This window comes from Mediterraneibacter faecis (assembly GCF_055383675.1).
Genome location: NZ_AP043803.1, coordinates 2,971,659 through 2,988,911, shown reverse-complemented (window position 1 = coordinate 2,988,911; position 17,253 = coordinate 2,971,659). Strand labels below are relative to the sequence as shown.

The following is a 17,253-nucleotide window of genomic DNA, read 5'->3' as shown; positions in this document are numbered from 1 at the left end:
ATAAGCAGGATAAATAATTCTGTCAATCTAATTTTAAGGAGAGATTATTATGAGAACAAAGTTGAAAATTACGGAAGGAATTTTTCCTATGCCAGTGTTGATGGTGGCAACTTATAATGAGGACAACAGTGTGAATGTAATGAATGCTGCTTGGGGGACAATGCAAGCAAGGGACATAGTTGCATTGAATCTTACCGAAACACATAAAACCGTGCAAAATATTAAGGCACGAGGTGCATTTACTGTTAGTATCGCAGATGTAGAACACTTGGTAGAAGCAGATTATTTTGGCGTAGAGTCTGGTAATCGTGTAACAGATAAATTTACACGTAGCGGATTGACTGCAAGTAAGGCTGAAGTCGTAGATGCTCCTATTATCAATGAGTTTCCAATTTGTTTAGAATGTAAATTTATTGAGTATCAAGATAATGAATACGGTTGTGGCGTTATTGGAAAGGTAGTGAATGTAACTGCCGATGAGAGCGTTATGGTAGACGGTAAAATTGATATTTCCAAGGTAAATGCCATTGCATTTGACCCTTATACTCATGGTTACTACAAGGTTACAGAGCGTGTGGGTGAAGCTTTCAAAGATGGGTTAAAACTGAAAAAGTAAAGCTACAGGAAAGAAAAATTGATTAAGAGAAGATTCTTTCATAAAACATAGACACAAAATTTAATATTATATAGCCACTTGGTTTTCAAAAAATCAGGTGGCTATTTTTATTTTAAGGAGGTGGTCGATATGCCTTTTATCGCACCTGAGTTAATCATTCAGGCGAAGCAGATGGACTTATTAACCTACCTGAAAAATTATGAACCGTATGAACTGGTTAAGTTTTCAGGTAACACCTATTGCACCAGAACCCACGACAGCTTGAAGATTTCAAACGGGAAATGGATATGGTGGTCGAGAGGTATCGGCGGCAGGAGTGCTTTGGATTATCTGATTAAGGTCAAAGGTTACAGCTTCCTTGAAGCAGTGGAAACCATTATCGGACACACAGCGATTCAAGCTCCGGTCTATGAAAAGCCACAGGCAAAAGAGGAAAATAAACCACTTCTTCTCCCTGAAAAATGTGTTTCCAACAGAGTGATTACAGAGTATCTTTTCGGGAGAGGAATAGATTTTGAAATCATCAATTACTGTATCTCTAATGACCTTATCTTTGAGAGCCTGCCGTATCACAATGTTGTGTTTGTAGGCTATGACGAGAAGAAAGAGCCGAAATATGCAGCCTACCGTTCCACGAATAAGCGTAGAATTATGGGCGATTGCAGTGGCAGTAAAAAAGATTATTCTTTTCGGCTTGGTAAGGAAAACTTAGAGGAAGTACACCTCTTTGAGTGTGCCATTGACAAGCTGCTCACATTAGAGGATTTGCAGGAGCGTCTTTCCTCTGTCAGTGAAGAATTTGAAGCATTAAGCGGCTCCATGAAAAAGAAATCTGCCAGGATAAAGGAATTGCAGGAATTGATACGGGAGGGCGAGAATTACCAGCGGCTAAAACCTGTTCATACGGAATTGAACAATATCAAGTTTAAGAAACAGAGGGAGAAATTTGAAACATCCCACGATGCGGAGTTACGGCTGTTTTATGCCGCCCGCCGTATTCTGAAAGAAAAACTGGACGGAAAACCCATTGCCCTGAAAGCATGGAAACAGGAATACGAACAGTTAAAAACAGAGTATGCCGAACTGTCTCCGCAGCATAAGCCGCTCCTGGAGGAAGTCATACGGCTGCGGCAGGTGCAGAACGCCGTAGATACCGCACTGCGCCGGAGGGAGCAGCCACAGGAAGTACAGAGAAAGAAACATGAGATGGAGCTATGATATAACCGGCAGCTTTACCGCTACCGGTATTTTTACGGAGGGAGCATTTGAATGTATTTGAAGCGGTGAAACAGTCTGTTACCACACGGCAGGCTGCTTCATTCTATGGAATCCGGGTGGGGAGAAACGGCATGGTCTGCTGTCCATTCCACAATGACCGCACGCCCAGCATGAAAGTGGACAGCCGCTTTTACTGCTTCGGCTGCGGGGCTTCCGGGGATGTGATCGACTTTGCCGTTTTGCTGCATGGATTGGGGAAACGGGAAGCTGCGGTCAGGCTTGCGGAGGACTTCGGCGTTTCCTATGAGAAATCCGGCAATGCGCCGCCAGATAGGAAGCGTCACAACAGGTCACAGCCCCGGCAAAAATCAGCGGAGCAGAGATTTCAGGAAACGGAACGGTATTGTTTCCGGGTGCTATGCGATTATCAGCGCCTGCTGGAGCATTGGAAAACAGCATACGCCCCACAGCCGCAGGATGCCATCTGGCATCCTCTTTTTGTGGAAGCGTTGCAGAGGATAAGCTACACAGAATACCTTTTGGATATTTTGTTATACGGAGAAATAGAAGAAAAAGCGGCATTGATCGCCGCACAGGGAAAGGAGGTGCTGCGGCTTGAACAGCGAATTTCAGAGCTTGCCGCCGGAAACGCAGGAAGCGGTCAAAAGGACGATGGACACAATGGAACCGGCGCAGACACCGGAAGAAATCCGGGAGACGTTAGAGGGGACGCAGAAAGGCGGCGTGAAGAACAGCATCCGAAACTGCCTGACGGTGTTCCAGCGTGACCCTCTGTTTCGCGGGGCGCTGCGCCTGAACCTTTTGACGGAGCAGATTGACATTGTGAAGCCGCTGGGCTGGAAGCGCACCAGTACCACGCTGACCGACATGGACATGAACTACCTGCTTTTGTATCTGGAAGAAAATTACGGGCTTACCAGCGAGAAAAAGGTGCAGAGCGCCATCAAGATTGTTGCCAATGAAAACCGCTACCATCCGGTCAGGGATTACCTGGACAGCCTGCAATGGGACGGCACAGAGCGCATCCGTTACGCCCTGCATCACTTTCTGGGAGCCGATACGGACGAATACACCTATGAAGCCTTGAAACTGTTCCTGATGGGAGCCATCCGGCGGGTATTCAGACCGGGGAGCAAGTTTGAGGTCATGCTCTGTCTGGTTGGTGGTCAGGGAGCCGGGAAATCTACCTTTTTCCGGCTGCTGGCAGGCAGGGACGAATGGTTTTCAGACGATTTGAAGAAGCTGGACGATGAAAATGTGTACCGCAAGCTTCAAGGGCATTGGATTATCGAGATGTCGGAGATGATCGCCACAGCCAACGCCAAGAGTATTGAGGAAATCAAGTCATTCTTAAGCCGCCAGAAAGAAACCTACAAAGTGCCGTATGAGACACATCCGGCAGACCGGCTGCGGCAATGTGTATTTGGAGGGACGACCAACCGGCAGGACTTTTTGCCCCGTGACCGCACCGGCAACCGGCGCTTTCTCCCCGTGACGGTGTACCCGGAACGGGCGGAGGTTCACATACTGGACGATGAAGCGGCGGCGAGGGCGTATATCGAACAGATGTGGGCGGAAGCCATGACGGTTTACCGCAGTGGGAAGTATAAGCTGTCATTCAGCATAGAAATGAACCGATACCTGAACGCCCATCAGCAGGACTTCATGCAGGAGGACACACAGGCTGGCATGATCTACGCCTATTTGGAGGACTACACCGGTGACAGGGTATGCTCCAAGCAGCTTTATGAGGAAGCGCTGGGGAACTTAAATTCCCCGGCAGACTGGGAGACACGGGCAATCTGTGAGATTATGAATACCGGCATTGCGGGCGGCATCATACAGGGCTGGGCAGCCTACAAAAGCCCGAAGCGGTATAAGAAATACGGTTCTCAAAAAGGCTGGGAGCGTGTCAACCAAGCCCCGCCGGAGGGGGACGGTTTTCAGGAAATCACGGAAGAAGAAGCCCGGCAAATGGAACTGCCATTCTGAAAAGCCACCGGTTGACAGTTTGGTTGACGCTTCGGTTGACAGCCGGTTGACGGAGAAAAGCCTGATATTTGGGGCATTTCTCTCCTTTGTCAACCAAGAAATCAAAGAAAAAGTAAAAAGTAATCATAGAGCGCCTATGGATTGTTTTCAAAGTCTTTTCTGCCGGTTGACACGGTTTGGTTGACACGGAGACAGTCTGCGGCTGTACACCTGCCTGACATTCTCTTGTCGGGCATATTTCATTTATGGAGGTAACTGCCTATGGCAAAAAACAAAAACGAGAGCAACAACGAAAACAGCGGCACCCTGCTTACCGAAAAAGACGGCACCCAGTATTTTGTCATGGGGAAAGTCCGTATCAAGGTATCGGAGCATTTTGCACAGGATGGGAAGCCGCTTGACAGCCTGCTGGAAGATGTGATCCAGCACGCTGCCGCCGCTTCCTGAAAAAATACGGAATAACGACTGTCAATCAGCCCACACTTATGATATACTTGTACCAGCGAGTATTGTATAAGCGTGGGTTGTTTCTTTTAGAAGGAGGATTTTTAAACGTGAAACAACCATACAATACAACGATTTATAACACCGCACTATATTTGAGATTGAGCCGCGACGATGAATTACAGGGGGAAAGCGGCAGTATCCAGACCCAGCGCATGATGCTTAGACAGTATGCCGCAGAGCATGGGCTGACCGTTGTAGACGAGTACATTGACGACGGATGGAGCGGGACAAATTTCGAGCGTCCAAGTTTCCAAAGGATGATTGATGACATCGAGGACGGGAAAATCAACTGCGTTGTCACAAAGGACTTATCCCGTCTGGGAAGAAACTATATCCTGACCGGTCAGTACACAGAAATCTATTTCCCCAGCAAGGGAGTACGCTACATTGCCATCAATGACAATGTGGACACCATCAACGGAGAAAGCGAGCTTGCACCGTTCTTAAACATCCTGAATGAAATGCACGCCCGACAGACCAGCAAAAAGGTCAAGGCTGCCATGCACACAAGATTTGCCAATGGCGCACACTATGGAGCCTATGCACCGCTGGGCTATGTAAAAGACCCGGACAAAAAAGGTCATCTTCTGATCGACCCGGAAACACGCTGGATTGTAGAGAAGATTTTTGACCTTGCTGTACACGGGCGTGGAGCCGCCAGCATTACACGGATTCTGGTGGAGGAAAAAGTACCTACCCCCGGCTGGCTGAACTATGAAAGATACGGGACTTTCGCCAATATCTACGCCGGTGCGCCCGCAGAAAAAGCCTATGCGTGGACGATAGCACAGGTCAAGAGCATTTTGAAAGAGGAAACCTACATCGGTCACAGCATTCACAACAAGCAGAGCAACATTTCATTCAAGAACAAGAAAAAGGTGCGGAAGCCGCAGGAAGAATGGTATCGTGTGGAAAATACCCACGAAGCCATCATTTCTGAAGAAGTGTTCCAAAAAGTTCAGGAGCTGATTGCAAGCAGACGCAGGAAACGCAGAAACGGTACGACACAGATTTTCGCAGGATTGATAAAATGTGCAGACTGCGGATGGTCTTTAGCCTATGGGGAAAACAAGCAGAATAAGAACCCATACGGGTACTACCATTGCAGCAAGAACGGGCAGGGATTACGCCAGTGTTCCATGCACTATATCCGCTATGATGTACTGTATGCCTATGTGCTTGCAAGACTGCAATACTGGTCTATGCTGGCACAGAAAGACGAGGACAAGCTGCTGAAACGCCTGCTCAATGCCAACGACAGGGAAAGAAACTCTGCGAAGAAAAAGCAGGCTGCGGAGCTGAAAAAGGCAGAGAAGCGTAAAGCCGAGGTTGACGGGCTGTTTGCTAAAATGTATGAGGACTGGTCTGCCGGACGCATAACCGAGTATAACTTCAATATGCTGTCCGAGAAGTACCAGAACGAGCAAAAGGAGCTTGAAACAAAAATAAGACAGCTTCACGAAACGATGGAAGCCGCCGTACAGACCGCAGCGGATGCTGAAAAGTGGATTGCCCTGATGAAACAGTATGTCAACCCTGTGGAGCTGACCGCCGAACTTCTGAACACTCTAATTGAAAAAATAACCGTCCACGAAGCTGTCAAGGGCGAGGACGGAAGCCGTGAGCAGGAAGTAGAAATCTACTACCGCTTCATCGGCAAAATCGACTGACCTTTCTTTTTTACCCAACAATATCTTTAATTAAGGGAGACGGGAGAAACTTATCCTGATATTGATAAGTGTGACAAGCTGGCAAAATACTATGGCGTTACGATAGATTCACTTGTTCATCAGGACAATAAAGTCGATGATATAAAGATTGCTCCTGCCCCGATAGGTAAGCATTTATGGGGGACAGTTACTATCGGCAGCAAAGGTCAGATTGTAATACCGAAAGCGGCAGGAGAAACATTTGAACTAAATGAAGGCGACAGATTAGTTGTTCTCGGAGATGATGCAGAAGGCATTGCTCTTGTAAAGGCAGATGTCTTTGAACAGCGAGTACAAGAAGCATTAAAATTAAGTAGGCAAATGACAAATGAATGAAATGGAGGTGCATACAATGAAATGCCTTGAATGTGGTAAAGAGATGCGTGACGGATACTTGTTTTGCAGTAAAGATGGTGCTTTTAGCTTTGCAAATAAAGTACCGGGAGTATTTGAAAATGCGAAAAATGCAGAGGGCTTTGTGAAAATCACAGAGCTTAAACCAAGTCATAGAACAAGGGTAGCTGCTTCAATTTGTGAAGAGTGCAAAACAGTTATATTTAAGTATTAAGCAGTTACAATTCAATAAAGAAATTATGAGACAGTCTTACGAAATCAAACGTAAGGCTGTTATTTTTTTCGAGAAAGGAGGAAGCCATCTGTTATTAAGGGCAGAGGGACAAAAAGCCTCTCTGCCCTTAATGAACAAAGCACGTTCTTTTAGAAAAATTTAGTCGTTGACAGATAACATATCTTGCATTATAATACATTTAACAATTAGGTTAAATGTTAAACGAGGAGCGTGATGAATTCTTGGGTATACAAGATACATTAAAAGCACTGGCAGATCCAATACGACGTGAGATTTTAAATTTATTGAAGAATGGACGGCTTTCTGCTGGAGAGATATGTGAACATTTTTCAGTAACGGGAGCTTCTATATCCAGACATCTGGCAATATTGAAGGAGGCTGATTTAATCCGAAATAAAAGAGAGGGAAAATTTATTTATTATGAATTAAACACTTCCGTATTGGAAGATGTCATGTTGTGGATTATAGATCTGAAAGGAGTATCGGACGATGAAGGAAATGATAAAAAAATATAGAGGTTCATTAATTTGTTCTGTTCTGGTAATGCTCATCGGGGTTTTAGTAGGATTCACTAGTTCACAGAGCATGTGGGCAAATGTGTTTTTTGTAGTGACGGATTGTGCGCTGGTGGCAATAATATTTTATGATAACCGGAACAGACAGCAGAGCCGCAAGATTATAGGAATGACGATGTGGATTATACCAATTATAACATTACTCTATAATGGTATTGCAAGACTGGTCAATATGGGTGCAGATATGGAAAATCTGTTTATGGCAGTAATTTACTATGGAACTGGACTGCTGTTTATGGTTATTGGAAATTATTTGCCAAAAGTGAAACAGAATAATACCATAGGAATAAGAGTTGTATGGTCTTTAATGGATGAAGAAAACTGGAATGCAACACATAGATTCAGCGGCAAATTATGGATGGCATCAGGTATTTTATGTATGCTTTGTGGACTTTTTGGGGAAAGCATGGCTGCACTGGTTGTGTATATTATAAGCATTATGGCAGCTGCAATCATTAGCATTCTCTACTCCTACCTTTTTTATAAGAAAAAGCTGGCAACAGGAGAAGGATTAAAAATTCAGTATAATACAAAAAAAAGTGTGATATATCTGATCATCGCAATTTCCACTATTGTGTTTACTATATGGACTTTGTTTTGTGGAAGCATTCAGATTCGTTGTAATGATCGTGATTTTAACATTGAAGCAAAAGGATGGAATGATTATACAGGGGAGTATTCGCAAATTGACAGCATTTCTTATGAAGAAAATGTATTGCAGAACGATAATGGTTACAGAACTAATGGTCTTGGAAACCTGAAGTATGCTATGGGAAACTTCAAAAACGATATCTTCGGAGATTATATCCGCTACACTCATGCCTCCTGCCATTCATATGTTGTCATGAACATAGATGGAAAAATATTAGTTGTAAATGGGGAAAATGACGCAGAGACAAAGGAAATCTATCAGAGAATAAGTGAGAAGGTGTCAAAGGAAAGAAAATAGTTGTCGGAAACGCTGAGAAGAAATTATTCTCAGCGTTTCTTATTTCCTTATCGTTCAATCAATTATTTGCTACAAAAATCAGAAGCATTTCAATCAGTTCACCATGTCACTTTTATTTTGTGTTATACTGTTTTATATAATTTTTTTGGTCTCCGCTGCCGCTTCGGTCGGCACAGAGCAAAGGTCCACCGGACCTCTTGTGCCCTTGTATTTTCCCTTATCAGAGTTCGTAAACACTGGTGGGACGATATAACACAAGGGAAACAATAAGGGAAAGCTCACCTGCGACAAATCCAGTGTTTTCAATGGTTTGCGGAGAATTTAATAACAAAATATAACAGTTATTAAATTTCTTAAAACAGGTGAAATCTCAATCGGAATTTGAAGGAAGTAAAAAACTATGCGAAGGAAAGATAGAGAGATTACCGACATTGATAAAATCGAGACAATTATTGCGTCAGCAAGATATATGCATTTAGGAATGTTTGACGGTGAATTCCCTTATATTGTACCATTGCATTATGGCTACCAAATGGAAAAGGGAAAGCTGACATTTTATGTGCATTGTGCGAAAAAAGGACACAAGCTGGAGTGCCTCAAAGAAAACAGGAATGTATTTGTAGAAATTGATAGAGGTGAATCTCTTATTACAGCGGATATACCTTGCAAATATGGAGCAGAGTATGGGAGCGTCATGTGTCGAGGTAAAGCAATGATCATTGAAGACATAAAAGAAAATGTAAAGCGCTTGGTGTTCTTATGAAAGTACAGACTGGTGAAGAACATGAGATCGACGATAAGATGGCAAGTGCAGTAAATGTGGTTAAGATTGACGTTGAATCCTATACTGCCAAAGCTTGTATCAGATAATAGACAACTTCCAGTTCTTGAAACTGAGGAATCTGAATTTAAGGAGGTCATATGAGTTTTACGATGTTATTGCTTCTCGCATACATAGTAATGGGTGTGGGAAGTTTTATCGCTTTTAAGCGAAAGCACAAAGCAATTGGTATAGCATTGCTGCTTGTAATAGTGCTTAGTGTCTTGATTTTGGGATACATGTGGATTCATTCGCCAATGTAACAATCGGAATTTGGAGGAGATTCTTATTTATGAAAAAAGGGATAAACAAATCAATCTTATTTTACATTGCATCAGTTCTGTTTTTCATAGCGTCAGCTATTGGTTTTACGAGTGGAAATGAAAGTTCTATGGCTATAGTATGGTTATGTCTTGGTTCTTCATTTCTTTGCTTGGGTTCGACTCATAAGAAAAAGGAAAACAATACAGATGATAAATAATTTTCTGCTTGTATTGTTGGAAAATCGGAATTCATCGAGTCCTTTTGTGATTTGCAACTGCTGGTTGACAGATTTACAGCCTGAAATGGTGGAATGCAAACAGCAAAACTGTTATATTGAGCTCATAAAATCTGCAAAAGGAGAAAAAAATGATTTTAGCTGATAAGATTACAGAGGAAAGAAAAAAGAATGGATGGTCACAGGAAGAACTAGCCAATCAGTTGGGCGTATCCAGACAGGCAGTATCTAAGTGGGAAAGTGCAGGAGCTGTTCCAGATTTGCAAAGAATTTTACAGATGTCGGAGCTATTTTGTGTTAGTACAGATTACCTATTAAAAGATAAAATGAAAGCAGAAAATATCACCTATCACGAAAGTACTGAAAGCTATGCAGAACCGTTGAAAAAAGTAACTATGGAGAATGCAAATGAATTTCTTGACATGAAAAGAAATGGATCCAAAGTAGTGGCAAACGCAACAAGTATGTGTATCTCAAGTCCAATATTATTGATTGTTCTTGTGACAATGGCAGAAGATGGCGTATTTCATGTTTCGGAATCTCTGGCAACAGTATTTGGATGTGTTTTTTTGCTTGGAATGGTTGCGGCAGCCGTCTTTTTGTTTATTACATATGGAATGCGAGAATCACATATGGAACATTTTGAAAAAGAATGCTTTGAAACAGAGTATGGTGTATCTGGAATAGTACGAGAAAAAAAAGATTCCTATGAACCGATTTTTATCAGAGGAACAGCTGTTGGGGTAGTGCTCTGTATACTGGCAGTGATTCCGACAATTATTGCCGGATCCATGGAAACGTCTGACTATTGTTGCGGCCTTTCCGTTGGATTGCTGCTATTCATACTTGCAATAGGAGTGAATCTGTTGGTTCGTGTTGGGATGGTAAAAAGCAGTTACGATACCCTTCTTCAGGAAGGCGAATATACAAAAGAAGAAAAACTGTTTAAGAAAAAGACTGACACGTTTTCTGGTGTATATTGGTGCTTGACTACAGCGATTTACCTTGCATGGAGCTTCTGGACGATGAGCTGGGATATTACATGGATTGTATGGCCGGTTGCTGGTGTTTTGTTTGCAGCATTGCTTGGTGTGGTGAAAATGGTGTTAAAGAATGGCAGTGAAACTCAGCACTATATTTAAGATGGAGTTAAGTTTTTTCGCATATTATACGCATCCAGAAATTCCGGTTGACCGAGTTCAGTCGGTCATTTTTTGCGGACAGTTCAATACATGCCCTTCGGTTCCTCTCCCTACTCCTGCGTTTGCTCTCGTTTGATTTCTCCCTCTGTATCCTCTTAGCACAAGCGGGACAATACTTTGATATTCCAGAGCTGGGGACGTATTCAACACCGCACACCGTACAATTTTTAGGCTTTAACGCCGTCCACCGCTTTGTGGGTGTGATATGTAATTCACCGACAAAGCCGATGAATTTATAGTAAATCTTGATTTCCTGCCTTACTGTCCCGTCCGCAAGTTTCTCACGTTCCGAAACAAGTATCTTGTCTATGAGTGCGTTTATGATGGTTGCGTCCAACTCTTTCAGCCCCTGATAGTTGCGGATTAGGGATAGAAAGTCCCTCACGCCCTGCGATTTCTCATAGCTGTCATTGAGCGTTTCCGTTACCTCTTTCAGCCGTGCTTCAATTTCAAGCTGCTCTTTCTGGTATTTCCCCGACATCATCTCAAAATTCCGCTCCGTGATACGCTCCATTACCTTGTCCTCATAGAGAGAGGAAAACAGCCTGTCAAGCTCCGCAAGGCGTTTGTTCAGCTTCTTCTTTTCTTTCTCTAATGATTTCGCCCTGCTCTGGTCTGTTTCCGTGAGCCGCCTTTCTATGGCTCTGACCGCCTTTTCATCATTGACCGCCATATCCGCAAAGCGGTTGATGTCGGCAAGGACGGCATTGAATAAGTCCCTCGCTTCAATGCTGTGTGCGGTACACATAACATTGCCATATCTGCCATAATTATTGCAGGTGTATTGTACGCAGTCGATGATGTCGGGGCGTTTCCTCCTGTTGGCACTCGCCGCCCGCATCGCATAGCCGCAGTCCGCACACTTGATAACGCCCGAAAAGATATTCTCAAATCCCCCTGCGTTCTGCTCCCGCCTGCGGCTCGTCATAAGCTGCTGTACGGTGTCAAATTCCTCCTGCGTGACTATCCCCTCATGGGTGTCTGGTATCACTTCCCATTCTTCGGGCAGCTTAGAGGGGCGTTTCTTGCTTTTCATGTTGGCTGCAATCCGCTTGTAGCCTGCAAGGTTGCCCGCATATATCGGGCTTCTTAAAATGCCCCTCACGCTGTTCTCGCTCCAAATATAACGGTTTTCCTCGTTATCCTCAAAGTACCGCTCATAGCCTGTTGCCCCTTGCTCCACCGCATAAGCGGCAGGGCGTAGGATATGCTGTTTGTTGATGTGCTTGCGGATTTTGGCGATGCCGTTGCCCGCTAACGCAAGGTCGAATATCTCCCTTACCACATGGGCAACTTTGTCATCTATCAGCAGATGGTTGTGGTCGGCAGGGTCTTTGACATAGCCATAAGGGGCTGTTGTTCCCATGAATTTCCCCTGCTGAAACCTCGCACGGTACGCCGATTTTATCTTGACTGACACATCGGCAGAATACATTTCGTTTAGGATGTTGCGGAAAGGCGTGATGTCCATAGCGGATTTGTTTAAGGTGTCCACGCCGTCATTGACCGCTATATACCTCACGTTATGCTCTGGGAAAAAGACTTCCAGATATAACCCACAATCAAGATAGTTCCTCCCCAGACGGGATAAATCTTTTGTAATCACGCAGTTTATCAGCCCGTTTTCAATGTCCTTAATCATATTCTGGAAACTTGGTCTTTGGAAATTTGTTCCAGAGTAGCCATCGTCAACATACGTTTTTGCTAAATGCCATCCCTGCCTTTTCACATAATCCGTGAGGATGGATTTTTGTGTCGCAATGCTCGCACTCTCGTTATCCGTGCCATCGTCCTTTGATAAGCGGCAGTAAATGCCGACTTCATAAATCTTGTTCTCCGTTCTTATTCCTGCCATACTGTAAAACCTCCATATCTGTCCTAACGTTTTCATGTTCCATTGCGTACATTCTAAGCGGACAGCCCCTCATTGTCGAAGGTGTCGCCCTCGGCAATCTTCTTCCGAATATCCTCGGAGATAATCGGGACAAACGCTTCTGCAACGGTCTGTGTGCCGATATATTCTCGACTGATAATCATTTGTACTTGCCCTTTTGGCACAATACGCTTTCTTCTTCCAGTTGTTTTCCTATCCTCGCCCATACTTAAATCTTCCTTTCCAGACAGGGCAGGAGAACGTCTGGAAACGCCCCGCCCTGTCAATCAGATACCATCAATCCCCGCTGTTTACTTCTTTCTGTAATGCTTCAAGGAGTGCCGCTGCTTCATCAGCGTTCAACGTGATACCCTTTCCGCACTTCTCACGGTTCGGGGAAAAGCTGCGGATGTCATATTTCGGCTCTCTCCCGTTCCATGAAATAAGATTGATTTCCTTTGTGTAGCCGCTGTCACTCGCAGACAATACGGCGATTTCCTTTACAATCTCATACTGGATTTCTTTCATTCCTTACCTCATTCTCCTTAAAATTCTGTCTTTCTTCTGTTCCAAATTCCTGCATTTACTTCCCGAAAAAAGAAGGTTAGCGGCTGTCCCTGCTCCGTTTTCTCTGCAACTCACGTTCCAGAAGTCGGATGATGGTTTCCTCCATCTGCTTCGGCGTTGTGTCCTTCGGAAAGTATTTTTTCAGTTTGCTTGTGTTGATTTTCAAGGTTTCTTTCTGGTTTCCCTTTTCCTCCGTCATAATGGAAAATATCATATCCATGTCAAGCTGCCCGCTCTGGCTCATGCTTTTCATCCGCTGTGCCTGTGAGAGTGAGGGCGTTGCTTCTTCGCTCTCCATCGTGGCAAAGAGATTTTCCTGCTCGTCTTTCTTCAAAAAGGACAGTTCCACCGCAGGTGTGAGGGCGATTTTCCCCTCGTCCACCATCTGCAAAATCGGCGGTATCAGTTCCGTCAGGCGGATAAAACGCTGGACGGTCATCCTGCCCACGCCGAAGCCCTGTGCCACTTTGTCGTCCGTCCGCAACTTCGTCACAACTTGTGACGAGGTTAAGTCTGTGCGGAAACCCTGCCGCTTCATGGCTTCGGATTTCATCCTGTAGGCAAACGCCCGCTCCGATGGCAGGATATTTTCACGCTGTAAATTACTGTCTACAAGGGTGATGATGGCTCGGTCACGGTCTAAGGGCAGGACAAATGCAGGCACGGTATTTATACCTGCAAGTTCGGACGCACGGACACGCCGCTGCCCCGCAATCACTTCATAACCGTTCCCGTCCTCTTTCGGGCGTGTGATTATCGGCGTGACAATGCCAAATTCCTTGATGCTTTCCGCTAACTCTGACAGCGTTTCATCCTCCACAACATGAAACGGATTGTCGGGAAACGGGTATAAATCTTTGGTCTTTAACACCTTAAAATCCTGTTTCTTCATTCACTTTTTACCTTTCTCTTGATTTGTTTCTGCCTGTTCTCTGTAATTCTTCCAACACTTCTGGCGGTATCTTTGAGAGCAGCCGCCCCATCTGCTCGTTGGTTCTCTGCAATTCAAATATCCTCTGGTTGGCTTTCTGCACCTTTAATTCCTGCTCGTACTTTTCATCACGCATACGCCCTGCATAGTCGGCTTCCTGCCCGATTTGCTCCTTTAAGCTGTCGATATACGCCTGCTGTCTGCCGATTTCCTTAGAGAATTTCTCCACTTCGGGCAGCCATGCGGCAACCAGTTCCAGAGCCTTGTCACGCTTTTTCCCTGCGTTAAAGGCGTTGATGTCGGACAGGGCAGACACGATTTCCCCATACTGCTTATCAAGCCTGCCGCCCAACTTATAGAGCCATGTGGGGACGTGTTTCCGCTTGGTTTCCATCGAAGATTGACCTCTCTCAAGCTGATTCCAACGTGAGGACATCCGCTCATGGTAGGCGGTCTGCCACTCCGACAGGCTCTTTTGATTGCCTAAAATTGTTTTGGCGGACAGCTTATTGTCTGGTGTAATCGGCACAAAGCAGAGGTGCATATGGGGCGTTCTCTCGTCCATGTGGACGACTGCGGAGAGGATATTCTGCTCCCCGACACGCTCCGAAATGAAATCCAGAGCCATCGTAAAATACGCTTTCTGTTCTTCGGGCGGTAACTGGTTCATAAATTCTGGTGAAGCCGTGATGAGCGTTTCCACCATCATCACGCTGTCTTTCCTTGTCCTGCACCCTGCTTCGGCTACCTTTCGGTTAATCTCTTTCTTATAGGTGTACTTTGGCGGTGCGACAAGATGATAGTTATTTTTAGAGCGTTCCATGTCGATATCTGGGTTGCTTTTGTAGGCTTCTTTCTTCCGCTCGTTGTGGCGTTCGCAAGCCGCAACGCCGCCCGCTTTGCGTTTCTGGAAACGCAGGATTGCATAGGGCATAATCCATCATCTTCCTTTCTTCGGCGGGTAACTGCCCTTTGGGTGACAGCGGTGACGGTGGTGACGGCAGTTTTGGGATGCCCCCTGCCGATTGCCGTAACTGTCACCCTTATCCCCTGCATGACGGTCATGACGATGGTGACGGTGTTTTTGGGATACTCCCTCGCAAGAGCTGTAACCGTCATGCCGCCGTTCTTTTATCCGAAGCCGCAAGGCGTAGGATAGCAGGGCGTAAGACCTGCCATAAGGGAGTCCAGAGGGAACGTCTGGCACACGGCTCTTTGCAGGGCAAAGTGTAGTGTGTTACACCCTGTAAACGCAGTCGGAAAAATCGGAGAGATTTTTCTGACCGCAGGGGTGATTTTACACGCCCGAAAAGGGCGGGTGAATCCCACGCCTGCATTTTGCGTTTGCGGGGTGTTCTCCCGTAGGGATGACAGCGGCAGGGTATCCTAAAATCACTGTCACTGCCGTCACCGCTGTCACCCGCAGGGCAGAGCCGCCAACTTTACATGGCTTTAAGCGTCAATGACAGTAACAGGGGGTATCCCAATATCGCTGTCACCGCCGTCACCGCTGTCACCCGCCCTCCTTGCAAGGGCAATCTGCCTGCCGTCTTTCCTGCGGCTGTACTGGTAGCAGATACGGTTCTCGCTTAAAAATGTGGTGTGATATTCATTCAGCCATTTCGTAATCACCGTGGGTATGGTTTCCGTTTCCCCCATAGCGGCTAACAGCTCCGTTGCCGTGCCTGCCCATTCTTCCTTATCCCTCATAAAATCCACCAACCGAAAAAGGACATCTGGTATCGTTTCTTTCGCAAGCTGCTCCTGCGTTTTCCTCTCCACAAGTTCCCAACTGCAATCACGGAAACGGAGCGTGTATTCCTGATAGGGCGTGTCCCTGCCCGTTACATACAGCTTGGCGGTGTCAGATGCCCGTTTCTCCTTTTCCAGAACAAAGGTAGCGTCCGCACTCCCCGTTAAGCCTGTCGTCCCAGACACCTTGTTGAACACATCGCTGTCATTCTGCTTTCGGATGTGGTGTACGACAATGACCGCCAGAGAGTGCCTGTCGGCAAAATCTTTGATTAGGGAGATGTCCCCATAGTCGCTTGCATAGGCGTTGTCTTTTGAAGCTGTACGGACTTTCTGCAAGGTATCAATGACAATGAGCCTGCTGTCTGGATAGTCTTTCAGATAATCCTCAAGCTGCACGATAAGACCGTCTGACAGCTTGCAGCTTGCCACGGCAAAATGAAGCCGCCCGCTCGCTTCGTCCGTCAAACGGAACAGCCTGTCCTGTATGCGGCAGAACGTGTCCTCAAGGCAGAGGTAAAGCACATCGCCCTCCATTGTCGTCATGTCCCATAAGGGGATTCCCTGCGACACGCATAAGCACAGCTTCAGCATGAGCCAGCTCTTGCCTATCTTCTGTGAGCCGCAGAACAGCGACAAGCCTGTGGGGATAAGGCTGTCCACCACAAAGGACGGCTTCTCAAGCGGCTCATAAAGGAGCGTTTCGGCGTTGACTGTCTGTAACTTCTGCATGGGTTTCCTCCTTTCGGGCAGTTATCTTGTTTTTGTTGCACATAGGCGTTGACCTCCTTAAAAATAGATTTACTCCCACGAAAAAAGTGAGAGTATGTAATACCGCCAATCCCACACAAATAAAAAACAGATTTCTTTTTCGGGCGGTGTCGGTCATGGTTGGAGATATTTCCTCATTTCCGCTTTTACTTTCTTCTTTGCAACAGCAACGGATTTCTGTATTGCAGAAGCGGTGCAATGCTCCATAGCGGCGATTTGGTAAAAATTGAACTCATACTCGTAGTAGAGCAGGAAACGTCGCCTTTGTATCTCTGGCAGTCTGTCAACCGCCTTACAGAGCAGTTCCGCCCGTTCTGCTTCAATCATTTGTTCCTCAATGCTCTTAGGCAGCTTTAACGCCCGCCTGTTCAGCGTTTCGTCCCATACTTCCGAAAACTCCCTGTGCCGCTCGTCCCATTGGAGAAGATTCCTGTTCCTGCGTTCCATCTGCCGAAATTCAAAGAATAACTGCTCGGATACTTCCAGTTCGTGGTGTTCCCCCTGCCCGTCCTTAAAACTGATAAAATACCTTATACCGCTTTCCGTGGATTCCTCCCGAAGCGTGTACGCCTTAGCTTTATATGCCATCCCGTTTTCCTCCTGCCAAAAATAAGCGGGGAGATTCCACTCCCCACCCAGTAGCCCGCAGAATAATGGGATGT

20 protein-coding genes are annotated in these 17,253 nt (G+C 45.7%); 13 read left to right on the top strand and 7 right to left on the bottom strand.

Annotation, left to right across the window (positions count from 1 at the left end; all coding sequences use genetic code 11):
• Positions 1-49 precede the first annotated feature (49 nt).
• From ACZ47Z_RS14175 to ACZ47Z_RS14115, 13 genes are all read left to right on the top strand, one after another.
• Positions 50-616 carry a flavin reductase family protein gene (locus tag ACZ47Z_RS14175; RefSeq protein ID WP_054754268.1) on the top strand — a complete coding sequence of 189 codons (567 nt, stop codon included), beginning with the start codon at positions 50-52 and terminating at the stop codon, positions 614-616.
• A 129-nt stretch (positions 617-745) separates the two neighbouring features.
• The gene (locus ACZ47Z_RS14170) at positions 746-1,834 is read left to right on the top strand and encodes a DUF3991 domain-containing protein (RefSeq protein ID WP_464525682.1); all 1,089 of its coding nucleotides are present in this window, start codon (positions 746-748) and stop codon (positions 1,832-1,834) included.
• 47 nt (positions 1,835-1,881) lie between these two features.
• Positions 1,882-2,622 carry a CHC2 zinc finger domain-containing protein gene (locus ACZ47Z_RS14165; RefSeq protein ID WP_464525681.1) on the top strand — a complete coding sequence of 247 codons (741 nt, stop codon included), beginning with the start codon at positions 1,882-1,884 and terminating at the stop codon, positions 2,620-2,622.
• Complete coding sequence (locus tag ACZ47Z_RS14160; RefSeq protein ID WP_464526063.1) at positions 2,507-3,847, top strand: virulence-associated E family protein; 1,341 nt, start codon at positions 2,507-2,509, stop codon at positions 3,845-3,847. Before ACZ47Z_RS14165 ends, ACZ47Z_RS14160 begins: the two co-directional genes overlap by 116 nt.
• 261 nt (positions 3,848-4,108) lie before the next feature.
• The gene (locus tag ACZ47Z_RS14155) at positions 4,109-4,294 is read left to right on the top strand and encodes a hypothetical protein (protein ID WP_015540918.1); all 186 of its coding nucleotides are present in this window, start codon (positions 4,109-4,111) and stop codon (positions 4,292-4,294) included.
• A 107-nt stretch (positions 4,295-4,401) separates the two neighbouring features.
• On the top strand, positions 4,402-6,024 hold the full coding sequence (locus ACZ47Z_RS14150; protein WP_055229859.1) for a recombinase family protein: 1,623 nt from the start codon (positions 4,402-4,404) through the stop codon (positions 6,022-6,024).
• A gap of 60 nt (positions 6,025-6,084) precedes the next feature.
• Entirely contained in the window at positions 6,085-6,399 is a 315-nt protein-coding gene (locus ACZ47Z_RS14145; protein ID WP_464526062.1) for an AbrB/MazE/SpoVT family DNA-binding domain-containing protein, read from the top strand.
• Between the two features lie 16 nt (positions 6,400-6,415).
• Positions 6,416-6,631 (top strand): PF20097 family protein, encoded by a 216-nt coding sequence (locus ACZ47Z_RS14140; RefSeq protein ID WP_117825516.1) that lies wholly within the window; start codon positions 6,416-6,418, stop codon positions 6,629-6,631.
• Between the two features lie 242 nt (positions 6,632-6,873).
• On the top strand, positions 6,874-7,167 hold the full coding sequence (locus tag ACZ47Z_RS14135; RefSeq protein ID WP_054754373.1) for an autorepressor SdpR family transcription factor: 294 nt from the start codon (positions 6,874-6,876) through the stop codon (positions 7,165-7,167).
• The gene (locus ACZ47Z_RS14130; protein WP_464525680.1) at positions 7,142-8,176 is read left to right on the top strand and encodes an SdpI family protein; all 1,035 of its coding nucleotides are present in this window, start codon (positions 7,142-7,144) and stop codon (positions 8,174-8,176) included. The genes ACZ47Z_RS14135 and ACZ47Z_RS14130 overlap by 26 nt, the downstream gene beginning before the upstream one ends.
• A gap of 400 nt (positions 8,177-8,576) precedes the next feature.
• A complete protein-coding gene (locus tag ACZ47Z_RS14125; RefSeq protein ID WP_054754375.1) occupies positions 8,577-8,939 on the top strand; it encodes a pyridoxamine 5'-phosphate oxidase family protein in 363 nt (120 codons plus the stop codon).
• A gap of 349 nt (positions 8,940-9,288) precedes the next feature.
• Positions 9,289-9,477: a hypothetical protein gene (locus tag ACZ47Z_RS14120; RefSeq protein WP_005342828.1), complete on the top strand. Its 189-nt coding sequence runs from the start codon at positions 9,289-9,291 to the stop codon at positions 9,475-9,477.
• Positions 9,478-9,626: 149 nt separating this feature from the next.
• Complete coding sequence (locus ACZ47Z_RS14115) at positions 9,627-10,637, top strand: helix-turn-helix domain-containing protein (RefSeq protein ID WP_117825521.1); 1,011 nt, start codon at positions 9,627-9,629, stop codon at positions 10,635-10,637.
• Positions 10,638-10,644: 7 nt separating this feature from the next.
• Here the strand turns inward: ACZ47Z_RS14115 and ACZ47Z_RS14110 are convergent, their stop codons facing one another.
• The 7 genes from ACZ47Z_RS14110 to ACZ47Z_RS14080 form a co-directional block, all read right to left on the bottom strand.
• Positions 10,645-12,552: a recombinase family protein gene (locus ACZ47Z_RS14110; RefSeq protein ID WP_464525679.1), complete on the bottom strand. Its 1,908-nt coding sequence runs from the start codon at positions 12,550-12,552 to the stop codon at positions 10,645-10,647.
• 53 nt (positions 12,553-12,605) lie between these two features.
• Complete coding sequence (locus ACZ47Z_RS14105; RefSeq protein ID WP_000503424.1) at positions 12,606-12,797, bottom strand: hypothetical protein; 192 nt, start codon at positions 12,795-12,797, stop codon at positions 12,606-12,608.
• Between the two features lie 70 nt (positions 12,798-12,867).
• Entirely contained in the window at positions 12,868-13,098 is a 231-nt protein-coding gene (locus ACZ47Z_RS14100) for a YdbC family protein (RefSeq protein WP_000659121.1), read from the bottom strand.
• A gap of 76 nt (positions 13,099-13,174) precedes the next feature.
• Positions 13,175-14,029, bottom strand: coding sequence for a ParB/RepB/Spo0J family partition protein (locus ACZ47Z_RS14095; RefSeq protein WP_000743701.1), 855 nt, complete (start codon positions 14,027-14,029; stop codon positions 13,175-13,177).
• A gap of 7 nt (positions 14,030-14,036) precedes the next feature.
• Positions 14,037-15,002: a MobV family relaxase gene (mobV, locus tag ACZ47Z_RS14090; protein WP_001145977.1), complete on the bottom strand. Its 966-nt coding sequence runs from the start codon at positions 15,000-15,002 to the stop codon at positions 14,037-14,039.
• Positions 15,003-15,520: 518 nt separating this feature from the next.
• Positions 15,521-16,552 carry an AAA family ATPase gene (locus tag ACZ47Z_RS14085; protein WP_001170965.1) on the bottom strand — a complete coding sequence of 344 codons (1,032 nt, stop codon included), beginning with the start codon at positions 16,550-16,552 and terminating at the stop codon, positions 15,521-15,523.
• A 153-nt stretch (positions 16,553-16,705) separates the two neighbouring features.
• Positions 16,706-17,179, bottom strand: a complete 474-nt coding sequence (locus ACZ47Z_RS14080; protein WP_000323521.1) for a sigma factor-like helix-turn-helix DNA-binding protein — start codon at positions 17,177-17,179, stop codon at positions 16,706-16,708.
• Between the last annotated feature and the right edge of the window lie 74 nt (positions 17,180-17,253).

What these genes read in the sequence shown, in the direction of transcription:
- ACZ47Z_RS14115 (WP_117825521.1), top strand. Translation starts at nt 9,627, where the DNA reads ATGATTTTAGCTGATAAGATTACAGAGGAAAGAAAAAAGAATGGATGG.
- ACZ47Z_RS14080 (WP_000323521.1), bottom strand. Translation starts at nt 17,179, where the DNA reads ATGGCATATAAAGCTAAGGCGTACACGCTTCGGGAGGAATCCACGGAA.
- ACZ47Z_RS14175 (WP_054754268.1), top strand. Translation starts at nt 50, where the DNA reads ATGAGAACAAAGTTGAAAATTACGGAAGGAATTTTTCCTATGCCAGTG.
- ACZ47Z_RS14170 (WP_464525682.1), top strand. Translation starts at nt 746, where the DNA reads ATGCCTTTTATCGCACCTGAGTTAATCATTCAGGCGAAGCAGATGGAC.
- ACZ47Z_RS14160 (WP_464526063.1), top strand. Translation starts at nt 2,507, where the DNA reads ATGGACACAATGGAACCGGCGCAGACACCGGAAGAAATCCGGGAGACG.
- ACZ47Z_RS14155 (WP_015540918.1), top strand. Translation starts at nt 4,109, where the DNA reads ATGGCAAAAAACAAAAACGAGAGCAACAACGAAAACAGCGGCACCCTG.
- ACZ47Z_RS14125 (WP_054754375.1), top strand. Translation starts at nt 8,577, where the DNA reads ATGCGAAGGAAAGATAGAGAGATTACCGACATTGATAAAATCGAGACA.
- ACZ47Z_RS14105 (WP_000503424.1), bottom strand. Translation starts at nt 12,797, where the DNA reads ATGGGCGAGGATAGGAAAACAACTGGAAGAAGAAAGCGTATTGTGCCA.
- ACZ47Z_RS14140 (WP_117825516.1), top strand. Translation starts at nt 6,416, where the DNA reads ATGAAATGCCTTGAATGTGGTAAAGAGATGCGTGACGGATACTTGTTT.
- ACZ47Z_RS14100 (WP_000659121.1), bottom strand. Translation starts at nt 13,098, where the DNA reads ATGAAAGAAATCCAGTATGAGATTGTAAAGGAAATCGCCGTATTGTCT.
- ACZ47Z_RS14085 (WP_001170965.1), bottom strand. Translation starts at nt 16,552, where the DNA reads ATGCAGAAGTTACAGACAGTCAACGCCGAAACGCTCCTTTATGAGCCG.
- ACZ47Z_RS14130 (WP_464525680.1), top strand. Translation starts at nt 7,142, where the DNA reads ATGAAGGAAATGATAAAAAAATATAGAGGTTCATTAATTTGTTCTGTT.
- ACZ47Z_RS14095 (WP_000743701.1), bottom strand. Translation starts at nt 14,029, where the DNA reads ATGAAGAAACAGGATTTTAAGGTGTTAAAGACCAAAGATTTATACCCG.
- mobV (WP_001145977.1), bottom strand. Translation starts at nt 15,002, where the DNA reads ATGCCCTATGCAATCCTGCGTTTCCAGAAACGCAAAGCGGGCGGCGTT.
- ACZ47Z_RS14110 (WP_464525679.1), bottom strand. Translation starts at nt 12,552, where the DNA reads ATGGCAGGAATAAGAACGGAGAACAAGATTTATGAAGTCGGCATTTAC.
- ACZ47Z_RS14120 (WP_005342828.1), top strand. Translation starts at nt 9,289, where the DNA reads ATGAAAAAAGGGATAAACAAATCAATCTTATTTTACATTGCATCAGTT.